A 19,597-nucleotide genomic window follows, 5' to 3' on the forward strand; every position below is an offset into this window, starting at 1 on the left:
GTTCGTCCTTGACCTTCCTACTTCTTTCTTACCGGTGCGAGGATGTCGAAAGGCAGATCGTTCGTCTGCTCCGACGGCGTGCGCGCATACGTTTCGGTGTCGGCCGTTTCAGGCGCATTGAACTCGGCCTTGGCATAGGCGGTGGCCTGTTTTGCCGGCTGAAGATTCATGGTCTTCAGCAACTGCCCGGTTGCCGCCAGCAGCCGGTACTGCGCGAAAAGCGACGCGTAGGATGCGGTGTCGGCAAGCGTAGCTGTGTTGAACCGCGTGTTCTGCGCGTCGAGCACGTCGAGCAGCGAGCGCTGTCCGACCTTGAACTGCTCGCGATAGGACGCCACCAGCCTTTCGTTGGCGGCAGCCTGAAGCTTCAATGTCTTTGCCAGATCGGCCTGCCGGAAGCGGCGATCCCATGACGTACGGACGGCTTCCTCGATCTCGCGCAGAACCTGGTGCAGCACAAGGCGCTGCTCGCTGGTGCGGCGGACCTGCTCTTGCTCGTTGGCTTTGTCGATGCCGCCGCGATAGAGGTTCCAGCGCAGCACCAGCCGCGCCTGCAGGTCGCTAGCGTCGCCATCGTCGCCGTCGATGTCATAGCCGCCGCGGGCGCGGCCTTCGGCGATGACGGAGGGCCCGAATTTCGCCCGCGCCGCATCCACCAGGGAGGCGGCGGCGTCGATATCGCTGTTGGCCATGTGGACGCGCGGATTGTTCTGTCGCGCCAGCCCTAGCGCGTCGTCGAGCGACCTTGGCAGCGCGCTCGAGACATCGCCTGGCCTTGACGCGTTGGTCAGCGGCTTACCGACCGTCTTGAAGAACCGTATCTTGGAAGCCTCCAGTTCTTCGGTCGCCTCCTGCATACGTGCCTTGGCAGCGAACAGCCGCTCCTCGGCCTGCTGGCGATCAGCCTCGTTCAACGCGCCGCCTGCAATACCTTGCCGGATGTCGCCGAGGATTGCCTGGTGAAAGCCCAGATTCTTCTTCGCTTCCGAAACGATCGAAGCCTGCAGCATGTATTCGAGATAGTCCTGGACGACAGACAGTCCAATGAATTCAGACCGTTCCAGCACCCGGAACGATGCGCCGTCGACCCGCGACGCCTGACGGTTCAGTTCCGCCCGCCTTGCGCCGCTGTCATAAAGCGTCTGCGTGACAACGACATCGGCTTCCGCCGGATAGAGCGCGTCATCCTCTATGGACAGCGAACGCCGGGAGGAATTGTCGAGACGACGAACCCCCGCCGACGCCTCGACATCGACGCTGGGAAGATAAAGTCCCTTCGCTTGGCGTAGCTCGAATTCGATTGCTTCGCGGTTTTCGATCGCTTGGCCAATTTCGGGGTTGGACTCCACCGCAACCGCCATCGCCTCCTGGAGAGTGAGCGCGTGAGCATTCCCACAACTCAATATGGCGACCGTCGTCAGCAGGCCGAGGCGCTTGCCTATCGCCGACATAGTTGTCGTATTCATTTCACCCCACCCCAACGTTCCCCTGCGCCATTATTGCCAGGCGTTACAACTCAACCGTGATTGTTCACAAATTTGCAAAATATGGGAGCACTTATTGATTTAGTGACCGCTAAAACGCTAAATTCAAGCAAAATTCTATAGAATGTCGCAAAAATGGCACATAAAATACCCACTGCGGTTTTTGAGTAACAGCCGTCCGAGTTTGAACAGGCAAGCGAAACCGCTCCGGGAAGGAGGACCGCAAGGCCACCTTACGACCTATTTGCTCCTGATAGCTTGACTATTTCTGGGTGTATTTTTCAGCGAGGTGACCGACAACATCTTGGTTGGCGGCTACAATCGGCAGGACAATCTTAGCCCGCTTGCCAGAGCCTGGAACCGACACCCCGGTCTTTCTTCGACCTGAAGCGTGGGCATAAATCCCTGAGCCGGCGAATAAAGGCCGACAACTGCTTCACTGGCCAGCGTGCCAGCATAGGGCTCATATGACGGCCGATCAACGACTCGGTCAACCGAAGAGGTGACGGTACTTTTTGAGGCGGTTCTGTAGGCCATCGAATGCCGCAAGGTCCAAAAATCGCTCCATTGAACCCGATAGCTGGTGAAACCTCAAAATAGTTCTTGCGGCGATTTTCCGTTAAAATCAAAAGCGCAATTTTTTTGACGGTTAGTGTCCGCCTTTTCGCAGCTCAGAAAAAAATCTGACTGGAATTGAGTCATACGCTGTTTAAACAATGCGGAACGAAGTGGTCGGTTGCGCCACCACTTTGCGGGACGACATACGAGAGTTGCAGGACGAGCGCGGTCAAACATCGAGGGCCGCCGGCTCGTTAGATACCACTACTCGTTCCTCCGCGCCATTCCAACAGGCTGAACTTCGAGGCAAGTGAGCCGGTCCTGGTCCGGCGCCTCGACTCGTAAATCCATTCCACCGATCACAACTGCCTGCAAGCTGCCGCTTGTTTGTTACTTCCCAAGTCTCATCGGCCACATCGAGGCGCTAGACCGTCAGCTGGTCGCGCGCTGTTGCCACAGCTGCCGATCTGCAACCGTCCCCATTTCCGCCGTTCTGGACCCTGTCTCCCAACGTTTGCAAAACGAGGTCAGCTATGGTCGGCAGTTTGGGGTCGCGGGAGCATACGGGATGATACGGGACCTTTCAGATTTTGGCCCACCAAAATCCAGCAAAATCAACAATTTCCGTTCGCCCTCCGGGCCCACCAATAACTCACGGCTTACGCCGAACTCTTTGTTTTGTGATCGCATCCGCGAAAAAGCACTCTACCGTCAAAGCTTTTCCCCACCTCTCGATAATTTCGCAAGCTGCCGCTGGCTATCGGCGGATCGTTGATGCGCAACTGTGACGGCGGTCGTTACCGTGGCTCGAGTGTCAGCAGATGTGGTAAGGCTGATTGTCGACGAGTAGCAGAGGGGTCCAGCAACAATGACTTTGAGACGAACCAGAGCTTACGGCGGATCCGGCTTGGTTCTGGCGGTTTGCACTGTATTGGCTTGGCAAAACGCCACCGCCGCTCAGGATTGCTACGCAGCCGCGACGCCTGGCGTCAATTGGCAGGAGTGTGACAAAAAGCTTCTCATCCTGGAAGGACAGGACCTGAGCGGGGCAAACCTGTTCGGTGTTGATTTCACTTCGACCGACCTCAGGAACAGCAATCTCCTTGCGGCAAATTTTGAGAAGGCAACGCTTGTGCGCGCTTCCCTGGCCGGCTCGACCGCCAAAGGCGCCCGGTTCGACAAAATCGAGGCGTACAGGACCGACTTCAGCCAGATGGACGCGCAGGGCGCTGTGTTTACGGGCGCGGAAGTGCAGCGCTCGAATTTCCAGAACGCCAATCTGGTCAATGTTGATTTCACAAAGGCGGAATTGGGGCGTGCACAGTTCCATGACGCCGATATCAGCGGCAGCCACTTTTCGTTTGCCAATCTCGCGCGGGCGGATTTCCGAGGAGCGAAGTTCACCGCACCGATAGACTTTGACGGCGCTTTTTTCTTTCTGACCCGTATCGAGGGCCTCGATCTATCCAATTCGGCGGGTCTGTCCCAGTGGCAGCTCAACATGGCTTGTGGAGACGCCCGGACCGAGTTGCCTTCTGGCATGACGAGGCCAGAAGATTGGCCCTGTCAATTCCAGCAGGAATAGCCCGCCCGTCCGCTTCCCGCCCAAAGGCTGCCGGGCGGCAAAGCGCCTCAATTCAGTCCTCGGCCGCGGGTCAAAGCACGACACTGCGGGACATTTCCGGCAATCTCATTTACCGGCGAACGACAACGACCAAATGGAGGACGGATGCCCAAGGTCAAAGGTGATACCGCTCTGGACAAGGAGCGCGCCAAAACAGAGAAGCTCCTCAAAAAGGTTGGATACACAGCCTTGAAGGAGGCCGGTGTGGTATCCAAGCGACCCGACCTCCCAAATCTAAAGATTGAAAAGCGAGGGAAGTAGCGCGGACACTCCCATGCTGACCTGACCGAAGGCACGCCCAAAATGTAGACGTCTGCTTTGCCTTCTCAAGCTAGGAGTGTGCAGGCGGCGCTTGCGACAACCACAAGGCGGACTGCTGGGGCCGGAAGAAGCTGTCGTATTTCCGCCCCGGTGCGATCCGATACTTCACAACTTTTTCACTTTCCAATTGGGGGGCCATAGCAAATGAACGAAGAGACCGGCGTTCAGAAGTTGGTGCGCACGCTGCGTGCTCGAGCACCTGATGACGCAGCTGAATTGCTCGCTAGAGAGTCTCCCGAGTTCATCCGCGACACACTAAAGCTGTTGCCGGACGGGCACGCCCGTAAGGTGGCCGAGCATTTGCCACTGCATATGCGGCCCATCAGCTCTCATGACGGTGAGATGGGTTTCGCGATCCCCGAGTCGCTCGTCGACGTGATGGACCCGATCCCCGCCAGCGTTCCTGTCGGGACGACGGTTGCTGCCGCGGTGGAAGCTGTCAGAGGCGCCCAGGTGCCGACCGAGCTCACTTATCTCTACGTCACGGACGAGGGCAATAGACTGGTTGGCCTAGCGGTCCTGCGCGATCTGATGCTGAGCGAACCCGACGCGATTGTCGATCACATCATGCTGCCCAGGCCGTTCGCTCTTGATGTCGGTCTCTCTTTGAGTAACGCATGCAAGGCGGCGGTACGGCGTCACTATCCTGTCTATCCGGTGGTGGATGCGGAGAACCGGCTGCTCGGGCAGGTTCGCGGCTGGCGATTGTTCGAGCAGCAAATCATCGAGATTTCCGCCCAGTCTGGCCAGATGGTAGGCCTCCAGAAGGAGGAGCGCTCTTTTACGCCGCTGTTTTCAGCCTTCCTGAAGCGTCATCCGTGGCTGCAGTTGAATCTCCTGACGGCCTTCATGGCCGCATTCGTGGTCAGTTCGTTCACAGGCACGATCGAGAAGATCGTCGCTCTGGCGGCGTTTCTCCCGGTCTTGGCCGGGCAGAGCGGAAACACCGGCTGCCAGGCACTGGCTATGACGCTGCGTGGCCTTGCCCTGGGGGATGTGGACAAACGACCGAAGCTGCACTTGGTGATGAGAGAGGGCGCGCTCGCGGCCGCCAACGGCGTGCTCGTCGGCGTTGTTGCGGCTGCGGCGATGTGGTTCTATGCCTCGAGGCAACCGGCGTCGGCGGCGCAGGCGCCGATGCTGGCACTTGTGATCCTGCTTGCCATGTCCGGATCGTGCCTCATGTCCGGCATCTCCGGCGTGCTGATCCCGTTGGGCCTGCGCCGGGTAGGCGCCGATCCGGCGGTCGCCTCGGCGATCTTCCTCACCACCGTGACCGATATTGTAGGCATGGGCCTGATGCTGGGGCTGGCCACCATGCTCGTGCTGTAGCAAGCTGCGTGCGGTGACGCGTCCCTGGGCGTTGAGGCAATGAGCTGACCTCGCGTTCAAAGAAATTGCAAGACCCGGGCCGAATCGCACACGCCTCGTGAGAAGCACCTCCGCCAGCTCTCCGTCCCTTGCGAAACGCGACGGAAGGCCTTTGGAGAAGCCGTGGGTGACCTTGAAGCCTGGTGACCAGATACGCAGGATCGCCCATCCAATATTAATCTTGTCGGCTGTGCGATCCACTACTGATGAGATTTGATTTTGTTAAGCCTTGGGCCAAATACTTCAATCACGTGCAGCAATGTTGAGAAGAGTTTTTGACAATCAGCGCAGCCGAAATAGGAATAAACCCGATATCTTGTTGCGCAGCTGCAACAGCTGCTGAGGACTCGCATAAGTCCGGCGACCGTTCAGTCGCCTTTTTCTTGCAGTCGTGCTAAATCCCTCGCACTAGTCGGGTTTGGGGTGGGTTCTCGGCATGCAATCTTCGTTTCGAACGATCTTCGGCTTCGCCGCAGCGCTGCTTTGTGCCGGCGTGTTGCCGGCCGGCGCACAAGGTCTTTTTGGGGCCTATGACGATGCGTTTGCGGCCCGCATCGCCAGTCCGGCCGACAATGGAACGCTCGCCCAATTCGTCACGGTTGCGGTCAACGCTGGGCAATACGATCAGGCGATCTCCTCGATCGAGCAGTATCTGATCCAGTACCCCCGCGATGCGCGCGCCCGGCTTGCGGCCAGCCGGTTGTATTACCATGTCGGGTCCTATGAATTGGCCCGGCGGCAGGTGCAGTACGGCATCGAAGTCGGGGGTCTGACCGCAAGTGAGCAACAGGAAGCTGTTCGCCTGCTCGCCCGCATCGAGCGCGCGTTGCGTGGCGTCACCTGGGAACTCGCCCTGACCGGCGGCGTATTCAGCGCATTCACCGATTTTGAGCCAGGCGGGGCGCAAGACGACGACAGCTTCGTCTCGCCTTACGGGCAGGCGGAAGGTTTTGTGCGGTGGGACCTCGGCACGCCAAGTGCCGACGCGCTCGTTCTTTCGGGGTCGTTGACCGCGACTGAGCGTCTTTTCACGGAAGACCTGTCGGTTCCGGGTGGCGAGAAGACTTTTATCCACGGCAACGCAGCGATTACCTGGGACAAGGGACTGCCCAACAGCGGGATCGATTCGCTGCGCCTGCTGCTTTCCGCGTTTACCGTTACGGATCGTTTCGACAGCGACATTTACGAAACCGGCATCGGCCTCAGTGGACGTTTCGTCGTTCGCCCGACGGTCGAGACGACGCTCTTCGCCGGTGGCGGCTACATCGATCTAAGCGCCTCGCAAGGCATTTTCGCGGATAGCAGGGTCTTCTATGAGGCAGGCGGCAGCTACCGCTTCCTCAATGGCCAGGCGCTCGGCTTGCGCTTTGTCGGCTCGAATGACTTCGCTTCCGGATCGGGCGAAATCAGCCGCAGCTATACGGGCGAGGTCCGCTATGGCGGCCTGTTGATGAACGTACCGGATTTTTTCGCATGGTCGCACCAGATCGCCTTATCGGCCGGCCACAGCGACACTCCCGATCTGTCCGTCGGCATCGGCACAAATATCAAGAGCGACTTCTGGCGCATTGCCTCGGAAAGCGATTTTCAGCTGACGGAAGCGCAGAAGATCAGCGTCGATCTCGCCTACCGCAAAACCAACTTCGCCCTCGCCAACCGCGACCGAAAATCGTTCGAAATGCTCATGAGCTATACGTTGACGCTCAATTGAAAGAGGCCGCGATGAGGTATCATCAGATCGTCGTTTTTATCGCCTGCCTCGCCTTCGCGGCACCATCCGCTGCTGAGACGGTCGGGTCGATGACGGCCTATCAGACCATCATCGTCCGCAATAACGGCGGGACGATGAACGTTGGCGCCGGCGTCGAACTCGGCGACCAGTTGCGCAGCAATCCCACCGGTCTCGGAATGCTGGTGTTCCGGGATGAATCGAGCGCCAAGATTGGTCCAAACACCAGCCTGACGATCGATGAGTTCGTCTACAATCCGGGCTCCGGGTCGGGAAAGATCGACATCGGGATGAACAGCGGCCTGGCCCGTTTTTATGGCGGCCAGGTTTCGAAAGGGGGCGTCATGCAGGTTGCGACGCCGCACATGGTGCTCGGAGCGAGAGGCGGCATCATCGAAGTGCTGGTGGCAGCCGGCCAGACCGTCGGCATATTGCGCGCCGGCCGTATGACCTGCACGATCAATGGCAAACGGCTGGTCATCACGAACCCGGGCTACGCCTGCACGTCGGACGATGGCAAGCTTCTGGCCGGCTACGGCGGCATCGACGCCTTCCCGATCTTGGACAGTATCGACCGGATAGCGGGAACTGGCCTGCCGGGCGCACCGGGTCCTGGGTTGGACGTAAGCGCAATTTGTGCGTCCGCTCTAGGCTCCTCGCTCAAAGTCTGCGGGTCCAGGGACGGCGCACTGCCAGGAGTGGTCATGGAATTCCCTGACAGCCCAACGCCACCTGCGGGCAGCGGGGGGCGGCGGGGCGAGTGTGAGGGTGAGGGTTGCTGCTACTACTACAACTGCGATTAGGCCTGGCTGCACGAGATGAGCCACTCGGTCGGTAGGCGCTGGGCTGATTGGCGGCAAGCCGGCAGGCGCAAAATATCCGGCCTTGTGGTCGTGCTCCTGCTGCTCGCTTGCCATTTGGCTTTTGACGGGCCGTTGTCGCGCCTGCGTGAGCGGACGTACGACTTCTATCAGTTTCTCGCCCCACGTCAGGCGACGAGCAATCCTGTCGTGATCGTCTCGATAGACGACGCCAGCCTCAAGGCACATGGGCGATGGCCCTGGAACCGTGGCCTCTTGGCCGATCTGGTCGATGGCATCACGCAATCCGGTGCGGCGGTGGTCGGGCTTGCGCTGGTACTCCCCGAGGCTGACACCTCGCCTGAGGGCATCGCCGGAGACAAGCGCCTGGCAGCGGCGCTGTCCAAAAGTCGAACGGCGCTTGCCGTCAGCCTGGGCAATGAAGCGACGGTATCAGAAGCAGAACCCAAAGCCGGCTGGTCGATCGTCGGGCAAGTGCCCGATACACTCCCCGGCTTCACCGGTCTTACCGGCTCGCTTGCCGAATTCTCGAACGCCGCCGCAGGCCTCGGCGTGATTCGCACCTTGCCCGATCCCGACGGCGTACTGCGCCATGTGCCGCTGCTCTGGCTTCGCAATACCCCTCAACGCGCGCAGCTGTGGCCGTCTTTCGCACTCGAGCTCCTGCGCCTTTACGCTGGACAGGACGGTTACACAGCCCGGATGAATGCAGCCGGGTTCGACGCACTCAGGATGGCAGGCGCCATTGTGCCGCTCGAGCCGGAGGGGAGCATCCGCCTCTGGGAAACCGCCACGGACACGCCTCGCCTGTCTGCCAGCACTATCCTTTCGGGCCATGGCGATCCGCGGCTGCGGGACGCCATCGCCATTGTCGACCTGTCGGCTGTGGGCCTGACGCAGTACCTGCCCACGCCGACGAGTCCAGCGCGACCAGGAGCGGAGATCCACGCCGATGCGATCGGCCAGATGCTTGCCGGGCGCTTCCTGGCAGAGCCAGCGCACGCGCGTATGCTCGAGCGGCTCTGGTTTCTCCTCAGTGCCGTCGTTTTCATCGGGCTTTCTGGAGTGCTCGCCGGGCGTGTCGTGCTTGGCGCCATCTCCCTGGCGCTGCTGGCCGTCACGCCGTTCGTGTTCGGCGCTCTCGAGTACAGCCTGCAGGGTGCACTCTATGACCCGCTGCAGCCGGCGCTTGCAACCATCATGGTTGCGGGCTTCGAAGGCTATGTCCTCTACAGGCGCAGCGAGCAGCGCCGGTCCACCCTGACGCGACAGTTCTCCCAATATCTGTCGCCCTCCGTGGTGCAGCGCCTCGCAAGCTCGGACACCGAGGCAATCCTGTCCGGCGAGAAGCGCGAGATCACAATTTTGATCAGCGACATACGTGGCTTCACGACCATGAGCGAACAGCTCGACACCCAAGAGATCGCCAAGGTGGTCAACCATTTCCTCGGCATTGCGACCGATGAGATCCTCAAGCGCGACGGCACCATCGACAAGTTCATGGGCGATGCGGTGCTGGCCTTCTGGAACGCACCGCTAGATCAACCCGATCATCGTGAGCGTGCGCTCGACGCGGGCCTGGCCCTTATCGAGCGGGTGAGGCGCGAAGACGCCGCCTTCACCGCGGATGGCCATCGCTCCATCGAAATCGGCGTCGCCATCGAGACCGGCATCTGCTCGGTAGGCAATTTCGGCTCCGAACGGCGCTTCGATTACACCGCGATCGGCTCCCCCGTGAACCGCGCGGCACGGCTCGAATCGACGACCAAGAAGCTGGGCATCCCCCTGGTGCTTGGACCCGGCTTTGCGGCAGGAGCATCGATGCCGGTCGTCCAGGCGGGCGCCTTTGAGCTCCAGGGTTTCAAGGGCGAGGTCCCGGTTTTCACCGTTCCGGAGATGCAAGCTGCTCAACAAGGTATGAGCCGCGAACTAGAGAGCCAACGTGGTGAGCAATCTGGCGCCCCCGCCATGGTGGTTGGTTCGCCGCCATCCGTGCAAATGGCGCCGCTTGATGTTGCACCCCGAACCCGAAGCACGCGCTGATCGGCCAACGGGTCGCAGGATGCGATTGTCACGGGCACCGACGGACATCTTGTTTCGGCGACATCGAGGGATGCGACGGCTTGCGTCACTCGTCCTTGAAAGTCACCTTCATATGTTTGTGCACCATTGAGGCGAGGTCCTCGGCATCCCAGTTCGTTAGCCTGATGCAGCCGTGAGAGAAGGTCTTCCCGATCTTGCCGGGTTCGGGCGTGCCGTGAATGCCGTAGCTTTCGATGGAGAGGTCGATCCAGATTGATCCCACGGGATTGTTAGGGCCGGCAGCAATGGTGAAGGGCCGCTTGGTTTTGACTCCCTTGAATGCAAAATCGGGATCGTAGTGATAGGTCGGGTTGTGCACCACCCTTTGGATCTCTGCCTGCCCACTTGGTGCCGGCTTCTCGTCGCTCCCGATCGAGGCAGGGTAGACGGCAAGCGCTTTATTGGAGGGGTCGAGCACGCGCACCTGATGAGCGCCTTTGTCGACTTCGACGCCGGCAATGGTGGCGGGAGGTTCACCCCGGCCAACATCTGGTACCAGCAGCGTGGTTCCAGCTTTCCTGAATCCGGTGCCTGGGTTTAGCCTCCTGAGCAATGGTTCGCTCACATGGAAGCGCTCCGCCAGCTTCTCGATCGAGTCGTGATAGCCAAGCCTTCTCAGGCGAGCCATCCTCACCATGCGCCCCGGAATGCGTTTGGTGAAGGGGCCGCGTACATCTTTGCGGGTCAGTTCATAGGTGATCAGAGCTGGGCTGGTGGAGGTTGCCATCAGCTTGTCCCAAGTCGCCTGGGTGAGCTTGCCATCTGGCGCCAGTCCGTTCGACGCCTGGAAGGCCTTGACCGCCTTGGCGAAGTTCTCTCCAAGGCGGCCGTCGATGAGCCCCGGTGAGAAGCGCGCACGATCCAAAAAAATTTGCGCCTTCAGCACGGCAGGATCGAGCCCTTTCGGATCGCCGGCGGAGAATTGCGCCTGATTTACCGCGGCTAGGTCCAGCTTGGCCGCCTCCGTCCCGCCGCATGCGAAGGCGAGTGCAATGGCGAGGAGGAGAAGGAGCCTGATCATCGATTTCACTCCTTACGTTAAATCGCACCTGATCTGCTTCTATGACGCGCTGTGGCAGATCTGGTTCCATTCGCCGGTAGGGGATCATAGGCAACCAGCCTTACGCTGCCGACCGGTCCGAGACGTTTGATGCCCATGCCTTGCCCCTCACGAGAGGCGTTGCTGGCCGCGCAGATCGGCAGTGTAAAAATGGTCTGGCCATGTTGACGTGAGCTTCTACCTTCAAACTGCCCACTACCTGGACCGGCAGTCAAATGGTCTCAGGGCAGCAAGTGAGGAGATGCGCTGGGAACCGGCTTATCGGGCGGGTATTCTATTGATCTTCGGTATCGATAGATCCATGTTCCGTCGTCACTGTGATCGCGTTGTCGCCCGCGATTGCTCTAGCGTATTCGAAGCGCTCCAACTTCTGTTCTGCCGATAGGCCTTTGAACATCGCGGTGGCCGAGTTCGTGATTTTGAAGTCGCCGCAACTCGGACAGCGAAACTCCCGGATGTCACCAACTGTCTCCGAATTAACGAGCGCCTGCTCATCTGTAATCGGGCAAATTGCGGCCATCCAAGCCATCGTGGTCCTCCGTCCTAAGGCCGTCCCCGATTACCCAAAAGGCATCGTCGAGTGCAAAATCCATTTCTGCCGACGCTCACCCCACCTGGAGTACTCCACCGAGTAGATTGCGCTCTCCACTCTCCAACCCGGAATGTGGATTAAAGCCAGTTCCTCGGCGAGCGATTTGCTGGTGAGCGGTAGGCGCTCTCGCTCTGGAGCCTCTCCCAAACGATCGGAGATGTTCATGTAGCGTCGGGCAGGACCGAAGGGCCGGAACGTGGCGTTTTCATCTCTTCGGCAATCACCAGTAGCGCCTCCAGAGCGACGGCGATCCCCGACATCACCGTACTTATGTCTGCGCTGCCGCCGAGCGTCGAAAGTTCGGCCGCTCGCGTTTGCATGCTTTGGCTCAGCTCTTGTAACTTCAGGCGCAGCTCGTCATCCATGGTATGTTCTCCAAGCTTGACGCTGGAGAAACGCGCCTGCTTACTACCCGTTCCGCCGGTGGCCGCAGAGAACCAGAGACACCGCAGATGCTACAACTTGCGCTGTGGCGGCGCTTAGGATGGGCGGTGGATTGAGCCTCAGCGAATGACCGTCGGCAAATAGCGGATGCTTCAGTCTCGAAAAGGTGCTGGACGGCTCGATATGCACCGCCCCTTGGCCCTGGGTGCTGGTCCCATGCACAGTAAGGCCGTGCAAGTGCGCGCGGCCTCTGGGCTCAACATTCCAGTCGTCATGGTCCAAAGTTGTCCCAAGGTGGGTTCTCACCAAAGTGGGCGGCGAGAAGCGTCACGAAGCTTTGAACTTTGGCGGAAAGATGCCTTCTTGACGGGTACATCGCGTAGATCGACCGGCTTACCGGCTTGAACTGGGGCATCACTGTCTCCAGTTGGCTCGAACGAATGGCATCTCCAACAAGGAAAGTGGGGCAAAGTACTATGCCTGCTCCACCCAGCGCCGCATCGCGCAGGAGCTGCCCGTTCGTTGCCGTCATCCGTGCAGTGATTTTTACCGCCACTTCCCCCTTTGGTCCGTCGAACCGCCATTTTCCGCGGCTGGCGCGCAACGCGTAGTCCAGACAATCATGGTCGTGGAGATCCGACGGCTTTGTGGGACGCCCGCGTCTGTCCAGATAATCGCGCGAAGCGCAGACCACCTCGCGTGAAGGCGCGATTCGGCGAGCAACCAGATTGGAAACCGTGAGTGGAGCGATGCGTACCGCGACATCCAGGCCCTCTTCCACGATGTCAACCACACGGTCGTCCAACACCAACTCAACCGACACCTCCGGGTAGACCGCGAGATATTCTGCAACGACTCTCCCAAGGTGCATCGCGCCGAAGGAGATCGGCGCGCTGACACGCAGTGAGCCGGTGGGACGTGTCTTGCTCTCGGCCGCGCTCGTACGAACTTCCTCGACATCCTCGATTATGCGCAGACTGCGCTCGTAGACGGAGGCGCCGAGCTCTGTCAGGCTTATGCGCCGGGTCGTCCGGTTGAGAAGGCGTGCGCCAAGCCACTCTTCCAGCATCTGGACATGTTTGCTCACGGCCGCTGGCGATAGTCGCATCCGCGTGGCCGCTCCAGCGAAGCTGCCTTCACCGACGACGTTGGCAAACACGGTCATGCTGGTCAGCCGGTCCAACTGCAATCACCTCTTTCATTCACGTTTCGTGAATTCACCATCCATATCTCCCTCGATTATCAATCCGCAGTGGACAGATTATCTGAAACCAGGCCGGGATCAATTGCCCGATCCGTCTCTCTAACGTTTGCCCGAAACGTTGGCGTCGAGTGCCTTCTCGCGGGCTGGAGGTGATCATGTCTCTGACCAAAGCAGCCCTTCGGGAGAAACAGGGAGCCACTTTTCGCATGTGGCTCTCCGTGCTCACTATATCGCTGGGTATTTTTTCGATGATCACTGCGGAGCAACTCCCTGTGGGGCTGATTCCGGCAATTTCTTCCGAGTTGAATGTCTCTATTGGGAGTGGCGGTCTCACGGTGACGATACCCGGCGTAATTGCGGCGTTCGCTTCTATCGGTTTGCCGTTGGCAGTGGGGAGGCTCGACCGGCGTATTCTGATGGCGGGCCTGCTCGCGGTAATGGCTGCGGCGAGCGTGATTTCAGCGCTCGCAACGAACTTTCCCGTTCTGCTCGCGTCCAGGCTGCTCGTTGGGATCACCATCGGTGGCTTTTGGGCGATAGCCGGAAGCATCGCAGTACGCCTTGTTCCTGGACCGTCCGTGCCGCGCGCCATGACTACTGTCTTCGGCGGTGTAAGTGCCGCTGCGGTGCTGGGCGTGCCGGCCGGCACGATCATCGGTGATCTAGTCGGCTGGCGCGGCGCCTTCTGGTCTCTCGCCGGCCTGAGCTTTGCCATACTGCTCGCCGCCCTGCTTGTGCTTCCGAAGCTCGAGGCGGCGCAGCCTGTGGAGGTGAAAGCCCTGCGTGCGCAATTGCGCAATCCCGCCCTCCTGTCGGGCGTGGTTGCGACCGCACTGCTGGTGGCTGCCCACTACGGTGCCTACACCTTCGTGAGCCCGGTGTTGCTGGAGGTCTCGGGCGTCACTGCAGGGAGCATAGGCTGGCTACTGTTGGGGTATGGCATTCTCGGAATGATTGGCAACGCCGTCGCAGGCGTCTGGGCCGCAAAATCCGTCGGTCGCACATTGGCCTGCGTCGTCATTGGGCTCGGCGCCACGCTGGCTCTTTTCCCGTTGCTCGGGGTCACGCCGCTCACAGGAACCATCCTGCTGCTGGTGTGGGGCTTCGCGTATGGCGCGGCGCCCATTACGCTGCAGACGTGGGTGCTGAGTGCAGCATCAGAAAGCGCGGAGACCGCGACGGCCATCTACTGCTTCACTTTCAATCTTGCCATCTCCGTGGGTACCCTAGCGACCAGTCAGATCGTGGACACGATGGGCGTGAACAGGGTCCTCTGGGCCGACTCCGCCATCATCCTGCTGGTGCTGCTGCCGGTGTGCCGCGCACCCATGCTTAACCGGAACATCGGAAACTCGTAGACAGCAAGCCATCCTGTGCCGCCCATCTGGCAATGATGTGATAGGTTGAAGTAGATCTTCGTTTCCTCTGTCTTGAAAGTCACGCGCGTCACATCAAACGCGGGTTCCGCCGCACCGTGCGGGTGCCGATGCTTTGCGCCCCCGGAGGACAACTGGCTACTTGAAAAAGGACTTGATCCCCTCGTCGATATGTGTGCTGATATGAGATCGATCTCATGCCGCGCTCTCAATTACTGTTTCTCTACGGGAGCGCGCTCTGGGAAGCATATGTCTGAATGACGATGAAGAGGGAGGTTCAAGTGAGGAAATTGATCGCGTGGCTGGCCTTGGCCACTACCACGCTCGCGTTCGCGTCTGCGGCGTCGGCGGGTGAAACCATCGACCGGGTTACCTCGAAGAAGGCAATGGTGGTCGCCACAAACAGCGGTTGGCCGCCGCAGAGTTTCCTCGACGACAGCAATCAGTTGGTCGGCTTCGATATCGACGTCTCGAAGGAGATCGCAAGGCGCCTCGGTGTGGAGGTCAGTTTCGACACGCCGGACTGGGCGACGATGACGGGCGGCCATTGGCAGGGACGCTACGATCTGGGTGTCGGCTCGGTGACGCCGACCAAAGCGCGGGCCAAGGTGATCGATTTCGAAGGCATCTATTATTATAGCCCCTACGTTTACGTGGTTCACAAGGACAGCCCGGCCAAATCGGTCGCCGACCTGAACGGTAAGATCATCGGCGTCGAGACCGCCACCACGTCGGAGGATTTCATCCGTAGACAACTCGAGATCGATGCTCCCGGCCTGCCGCCCATCGAATACAAGCTGGAGCCCGGTGAGATCAGGACTTTCGCTGACTCAATGCTGCCGTTCGACGATTTGAGGCTCGGCGACGGCGTGCGCCTCAACGCGGTCATCGCACCAGAACAGACGGCTCAGAACGCGATAAAGAACGGCTACCCGTTGCGTGTCCTGGAAGGCGGCTATGCCTTCCGTGAGCCACTGGTGGTGATCGCGGAAAAAGGTGATGCCGAGTGGAATGCCAAGATCGGCGGCATTCTCGACGAGATGAAGAAGGACGGTACCCTCGCGAAACTGACCACCAAGTGGTACGGCAAGGATTACAGCTCTGACTGAGAGGCATCGTGGATAAAGCTTGAGCGGGGTGCATTCAATTGAACATCCCGCTCCATCTGTTTTGTTTCAGCCGCATTTCCACGACACCGGGCGGCTCCGCCTGCCTGCAAAATGCTCTAGTGCCGCCACCTCATCATATTGATCATGACATGTCCTGACACATATTACCGACGCACGCTTGCCGACAACACCATCAGACCGCCGCTGAGCGGCGTTTCCGAGTGCGAGACAGTCGTTGTCGGCGGCGGACTGGCCGGCCTGACGACGGCGTTGCAGCTGGCTCGCGCCGGCCAGCAGGTCGTCGTGCTTGAGGCGCAGCGGATAGGATTCGGCGCTTCCGGTCGCAATGGCGGCTTCGTTAATCCCGGTTTCGCCACCGGCACCGACAACATCGCCGCGATGGCCGGCGTCGACGCGGCACAAAAACTGCACCGCCTGTCCATCGAAGGCGTCGACTTCGTGCGGCAGACGATCCGCGATCTCGACGTCAAGGCGGCAGAGCCGCGCTCCGGTATATTGAGCGTGCTTCGCCACGATGGCGGCGCCGTGCTCAAGGCATATGCCGAGCAACTGGCGCGGGATTTCGACTACCGGCTCGACTATCTCGATCGCGACCAGGTGCGAGCGGTGCTGCATTCGGATCGCTACCACCAAGGCCTGCGCGATCCCAGCGCCTTCCACATGCATCCGCTTAACTATCTGCGCGCCGTTGCTGGCGAGATCGAGCGGCTGGGCGGCAGGATATACGAGAGAACGGCTGCCGTTGAAGCCAACCTTGACGGCGCCGAAAAGATCTTGCGTACCGACAGCGGCGAAGTGCGCGCCCGCCAGGCCGTAGTTGCCACCGGCGGATATACGGGCCCACTGGTCGGCCGGCTGCAGCGGGCATTCCTGCCTATCGCCACTTACGTTATGGTGAGCGAGGAGGCGCCTGACCTCATCGCCAAGGCGATTACGACGACCGACGCCGTCGGCGATAACCGTCGCGCAGGCGATTATTACCGTGTTGTCGAAGGCGGCAGGCGGCTGCTCTGGGGAGGGCGCATCACCACCCGGGCAGCCTCATCGGGCGTGTTGGCGAGGCAATTGCGCCGTGAGATGGTCACCACTTATCCGCAGCTCGAACACCTCAAGACCGAACTCGCCTGGTCCGGGCTCATGTCTTATGCCCGGCACATGATGCCCCAGATAGGCCCGTTGCAGCCGGGCGTCTGGTACCTCACGGCTTTTGGTGGCCATGGCATCAACACCACGGCGATCGCCGGCAAGTTGATCGCCGAAGCCATACTGGGACAATCGGACCGTTACCGGCTGTTTGCACCATTCGGCCTTGCCTGGGCGGGCGGCCCGGCTGGACTTGCGGTTGCGCAACTCACCTACTGGAAGCTGCAGGCGCAGGATTGGTGGCGCGAGCGGGCCCGCTGACCGCAGGGAGATCGAAGACGTGATCGGCCGACTATTGCTCAACCACCCGGACGCGGCGCGCCGCGTTGGCGTGTTCTTCGTGCTCGCCGCCATCGCCGCCGGCCTGTATGGGCTCGGCATCAAAGCCAGTTGGCTCGGCAAGCTCGTTCCGGGGTCGGTCGAGTGGCTCGCCGCCAACCCGGACGTCGGGCGGGCGGTCTCGGCGGTGCTGATCGCATTGATCTTGGTGGCGAACTGGAACGCGCTGCGGTATCTCAGCCGCAAACAGCAGATTGTGGCAGTTTGGATAGAGCTGTTCGTGTTGCTAATGTTGTTTTTCTATTCCTTCGACCTGTCCTTCGCGTTCATCGCCAAGAAGATCGGCTTCCTCGTCTCGAAGGGTGTGGTGACGACCCTCTACATTTCGGCCATTTCGATCGCCATCGCCACCCTCATCGCCTTCGTTGGCGCCATCGCCAAACTTTCCCGCAACGGCGTGGTCTATGGCTTGGCGACCTTCTATACCTCTCTGTTTCGTGGCTTGCCGTTGCTGATGCAGATCTACATCATCTATCTCGGCCTGCCGCAGATTGGCTACGTGATCGGCGCCGTGCCGGCTGGCATCATGGCGCTGTCGCTCTGCTACGGCGCGTACATGACCGAGATCTTCCGGGCCGGCATCGAAAGCATCTCGCGCGGCCAGACCGAGGGTGCTACGGCACTCGGCCTTAGCGCTAACCAGACGATGTTCCTGGTCATCCTGCCGCAGGCGATGCGCGTCATCGTGCCGCCGACCGGCAACCAGTTCATTGCGATGCTGAAGGATTCTTCGCTGGTCTCGGTGGTCGGGGTCTGGGAGATCATGTATCTCGCACGCACGCAGGGCCAGACCGAGTTCCGCCACATCGAGATGCTCATCACCGCCTCGATGATCTATTGGCTGCTCTCGATGGGGCTCGAGTTCCTTCAGTCGCGGATCGAGGACCGGTTCGGGCGCTCACTCAAGCGCTGATCGTCATCCGTGATCTTCGCCAAAGCGAGTTGCACAGCACCGCAACAGCCAGCTTCGGAGAGCAGCTGCAGATTGTACGCGACAGCATGCCGTTCGGCGACGTCGTGAGGGGTGAATCAACCCGGTATTTCATCGGCTTAGCCCGATCGGAGGGCAGAATAGAGCAAGTGCTGGACGAGCATGTTCGTTGGCCGACCGCCCGGCAACTACGACCGATTGCTGGATTTCACCCGCGCCAATAAGTTAACAAAATTAATGACTCTAACATGTCTCCGGCCAACCATTATCGCTATGTATCGATGGTAGCCGAGTTCGCCACGTGGTTCGCCAATAGGTTTGTCAGCAGTGGTTTGCGCGTTACCAGCCGCACGCCTCGGTCCATGCCCTGCACAGCCAAACGCACCGGCGAGACTTCCCGGGAATGAAGCTCGGCATGGTGTTTCGTTCCTTTGAAGTGGGCGTGGTTGGGGGAAGACCGTAGTCGGCGTGTTCGCGCCCGGTGGAATTTTCGAAGAGTTGTTTCCAACGGCGGGAACGAACCAAACTTCCATGCATTTAGCTCTGGCTTCGTTCATTCACTCTTTCTTCTGGGAGCTGGACCATTGTCATCCGGAGGCTATCTCTTGGCCGACCAACAAACCAATGACGTTTCCATCGTTGATCTGATACCTGCCCTGCGGGCTTTCGCGCGCACCTTCTGCCGCGTTCCAGACGATGCCGACGATCTGGTGCAGGAAACGTTGACCAAAGGGCTCGCCAACATCGACAAGTTCGAACCTGGTACACGCATGAAGTCGTGGCTCTTCACCATCATGCGCAACACCTACTACACCCGGATCAAGATCGCTGCACGGGAAGCGCCAGGCCTTCTCGACTGCGCGTCTTCGAGACCGATTTCGGAAGCTACCCAGGAATGGACCGTTCAGAGCAAGGAAGTTCACGGCGCCATCCAAAAGCTGCCCGAACATCAGCGCGAGGTGCTGATGCTGATCGGCGTTTTAGGAGTGGGCTACGAGGAAACCGCCGAAATCTGCGGCTGCGCGGTAGGGACGGTCAAGAGCCGGCTGAACCGTGCCCGCGCCAACATCCTTGAGCTACTCGGGGAGAGCTCGTTGCAGACATTGATAGAAAGGCGAAATCAGCTGTCGGATGGTCAGCTCGATATAGAGGTCGACAGCCGCAGATAATCAGCTCTTCACGTCTCGCCGACGCTTCTCGACGAGAGCGTTTTGCAATTCGATCGCCAGCTTGGACAGGCGGTCTGGTATCTTTTCCTGCTCTATGGCGGCCAGCAGGGAAGCAATCTCCTGATCCACTGCCATCTCGACAAGCAGATCCGTGGTATCGTCGCTCGAATGAGACATCACGTTCTCTTGATAGCATCCCTAGATCCAAGTCTGATGATGAGCGCTCGGCACTACAGGGCGTTGTCGACCGCCGAGAGGCTCACCGGCGGCCCTTGCACA

16 protein-coding genes are annotated in these 19,597 nt (G+C 59.9%); 10 read left to right on the forward strand and 6 right to left on the reverse strand.

The features are described from left to right. Positions 1–17 precede the first annotated feature (17 nt). Positions 18–1,466, reverse strand: a complete 1,449-nt coding sequence (locus NLY42_RS15655) for a TolC family protein (protein WP_023754495.1) — start codon at positions 1,464–1,466, stop codon at positions 18–20. A gap of 1,444 nt (positions 1,467–2,910) precedes the next feature. Here NLY42_RS15655 and NLY42_RS15660 point away from each other — a divergent pair. The 5 genes from NLY42_RS15660 to NLY42_RS15680 all read left to right on the forward strand — a co-directional run bounded on the left by NLY42_RS15660 (position 2,911) and on the right by NLY42_RS15680 (position 9,951). Further along, positions 2,911–3,627 carry a pentapeptide repeat-containing protein gene (locus NLY42_RS15660; RefSeq protein ID WP_023687777.1) on the forward strand — a complete coding sequence of 239 codons (717 nt, stop codon included), beginning with the start codon at positions 2,911–2,913 and terminating at the stop codon, positions 3,625–3,627. Positions 3,628–4,131: 504 nt separating this feature from the next. Beyond that, positions 4,132–5,319: a magnesium transporter gene (locus tag NLY42_RS15665; protein ID WP_023736095.1), complete on the forward strand. Its 1,188-nt coding sequence runs from the start codon at positions 4,132–4,134 to the stop codon at positions 5,317–5,319. A 535-nt stretch (positions 5,320–5,854) separates the two neighbouring features. Continuing rightward, positions 5,855–7,069, forward strand: a complete 1,215-nt coding sequence (locus tag NLY42_RS15670) for a tetratricopeptide repeat protein (protein WP_198024614.1) — start codon at positions 5,855–5,857, stop codon at positions 7,067–7,069. Continuing rightward, entirely contained in the window at positions 7,066–7,890 is an 825-nt protein-coding gene (locus tag NLY42_RS15675; protein WP_031251132.1) for a FecR family protein, read from the forward strand. Before NLY42_RS15670 ends, NLY42_RS15675 begins: the two co-directional genes overlap by 4 nt. A gap of 15 nt (positions 7,891–7,905) precedes the next feature. After that, a complete protein-coding gene (locus tag NLY42_RS15680; protein WP_081731580.1) occupies positions 7,906–9,951 on the forward strand; it encodes a CHASE2 domain-containing protein in 2,046 nt (681 codons plus the stop codon). Between the two features lie 85 nt (positions 9,952–10,036). Here NLY42_RS15680 and NLY42_RS15685 read toward each other — a convergent pair whose 3' ends face one another. The 4 genes from NLY42_RS15685 to NLY42_RS15700 all read right to left on the reverse strand — a co-directional run bounded on the left by NLY42_RS15685 (position 10,037) and on the right by NLY42_RS15700 (position 13,209). Then, the gene (locus NLY42_RS15685) at positions 10,037–11,011 is read right to left on the reverse strand and encodes a L,D-transpeptidase family protein (protein ID WP_023754492.1); all 975 of its coding nucleotides are present in this window, start codon (positions 11,009–11,011) and stop codon (positions 10,037–10,039) included. A gap of 313 nt (positions 11,012–11,324) precedes the next feature. Beyond that, positions 11,325–11,579 (reverse strand): hypothetical protein, encoded by a 255-nt coding sequence (locus tag NLY42_RS15690; protein WP_023699977.1) that lies wholly within the window; start codon positions 11,577–11,579, stop codon positions 11,325–11,327. A gap of 224 nt (positions 11,580–11,803) precedes the next feature. Then, complete coding sequence (locus NLY42_RS15695) at positions 11,804–12,007, reverse strand: hypothetical protein (protein ID WP_023667962.1); 204 nt, start codon at positions 12,005–12,007, stop codon at positions 11,804–11,806. A 290-nt stretch (positions 12,008–12,297) separates the two neighbouring features. Continuing rightward, positions 12,298–13,209 (reverse strand): LysR family transcriptional regulator, encoded by a 912-nt coding sequence (locus NLY42_RS15700; protein WP_023754491.1) that lies wholly within the window; start codon positions 13,207–13,209, stop codon positions 12,298–12,300. Positions 13,210–13,385: 176 nt separating this feature from the next. On the opposite strand from NLY42_RS15700, the gene NLY42_RS15705 reads away from it, so the two are divergent. The 5 genes from NLY42_RS15705 to NLY42_RS15730 all read left to right on the forward strand — a co-directional run bounded on the left by NLY42_RS15705 (position 13,386) and on the right by NLY42_RS15730 (position 19,318). Then, positions 13,386–14,588: an MFS transporter gene (locus tag NLY42_RS15705; RefSeq protein ID WP_023754490.1), complete on the forward strand. Its 1,203-nt coding sequence runs from the start codon at positions 13,386–13,388 to the stop codon at positions 14,586–14,588. 299 nt (positions 14,589–14,887) lie between these two features. Continuing rightward, positions 14,888–15,715 (forward strand): transporter substrate-binding domain-containing protein, encoded by an 828-nt coding sequence (locus tag NLY42_RS15710; protein WP_023687783.1) that lies wholly within the window; start codon positions 14,888–14,890, stop codon positions 15,713–15,715. 144 nt (positions 15,716–15,859) lie between these two features. Then, on the forward strand, positions 15,860–17,140 hold the full coding sequence (locus tag NLY42_RS15715; RefSeq protein WP_023687784.1) for an NAD(P)/FAD-dependent oxidoreductase: 1,281 nt from the start codon (positions 15,860–15,862) through the stop codon (positions 17,138–17,140). Positions 17,141–17,159: 19 nt separating this feature from the next. Next, positions 17,160–18,131 carry an amino acid ABC transporter permease gene (locus NLY42_RS15720; protein ID WP_023687785.1) on the forward strand — a complete coding sequence of 324 codons (972 nt, stop codon included), beginning with the start codon at positions 17,160–17,162 and terminating at the stop codon, positions 18,129–18,131. 623 nt (positions 18,132–18,754) lie between these two features. Continuing rightward, positions 18,755–19,318: a sigma-70 family RNA polymerase sigma factor gene (locus tag NLY42_RS15730; protein ID WP_023667968.1), complete on the forward strand. Its 564-nt coding sequence runs from the start codon at positions 18,755–18,757 to the stop codon at positions 19,316–19,318. Here the strand turns inward: NLY42_RS15730 and NLY42_RS15735 are convergent, their stop codons facing one another. After that, positions 19,319–19,495, reverse strand: a complete 177-nt coding sequence (locus NLY42_RS15735) for a hypothetical protein (RefSeq protein ID WP_023725538.1) — start codon at positions 19,493–19,495, stop codon at positions 19,319–19,321. Positions 19,496–19,597: the final 102 nt, after the last annotated feature.

Origin of the sequence: Mesorhizobium sp. C372A (assembly GCF_030323245.1) — a bacterium.
Taxonomy (GTDB): domain Bacteria; phylum Pseudomonadota; class Alphaproteobacteria; order Rhizobiales; family Rhizobiaceae; genus Mesorhizobium.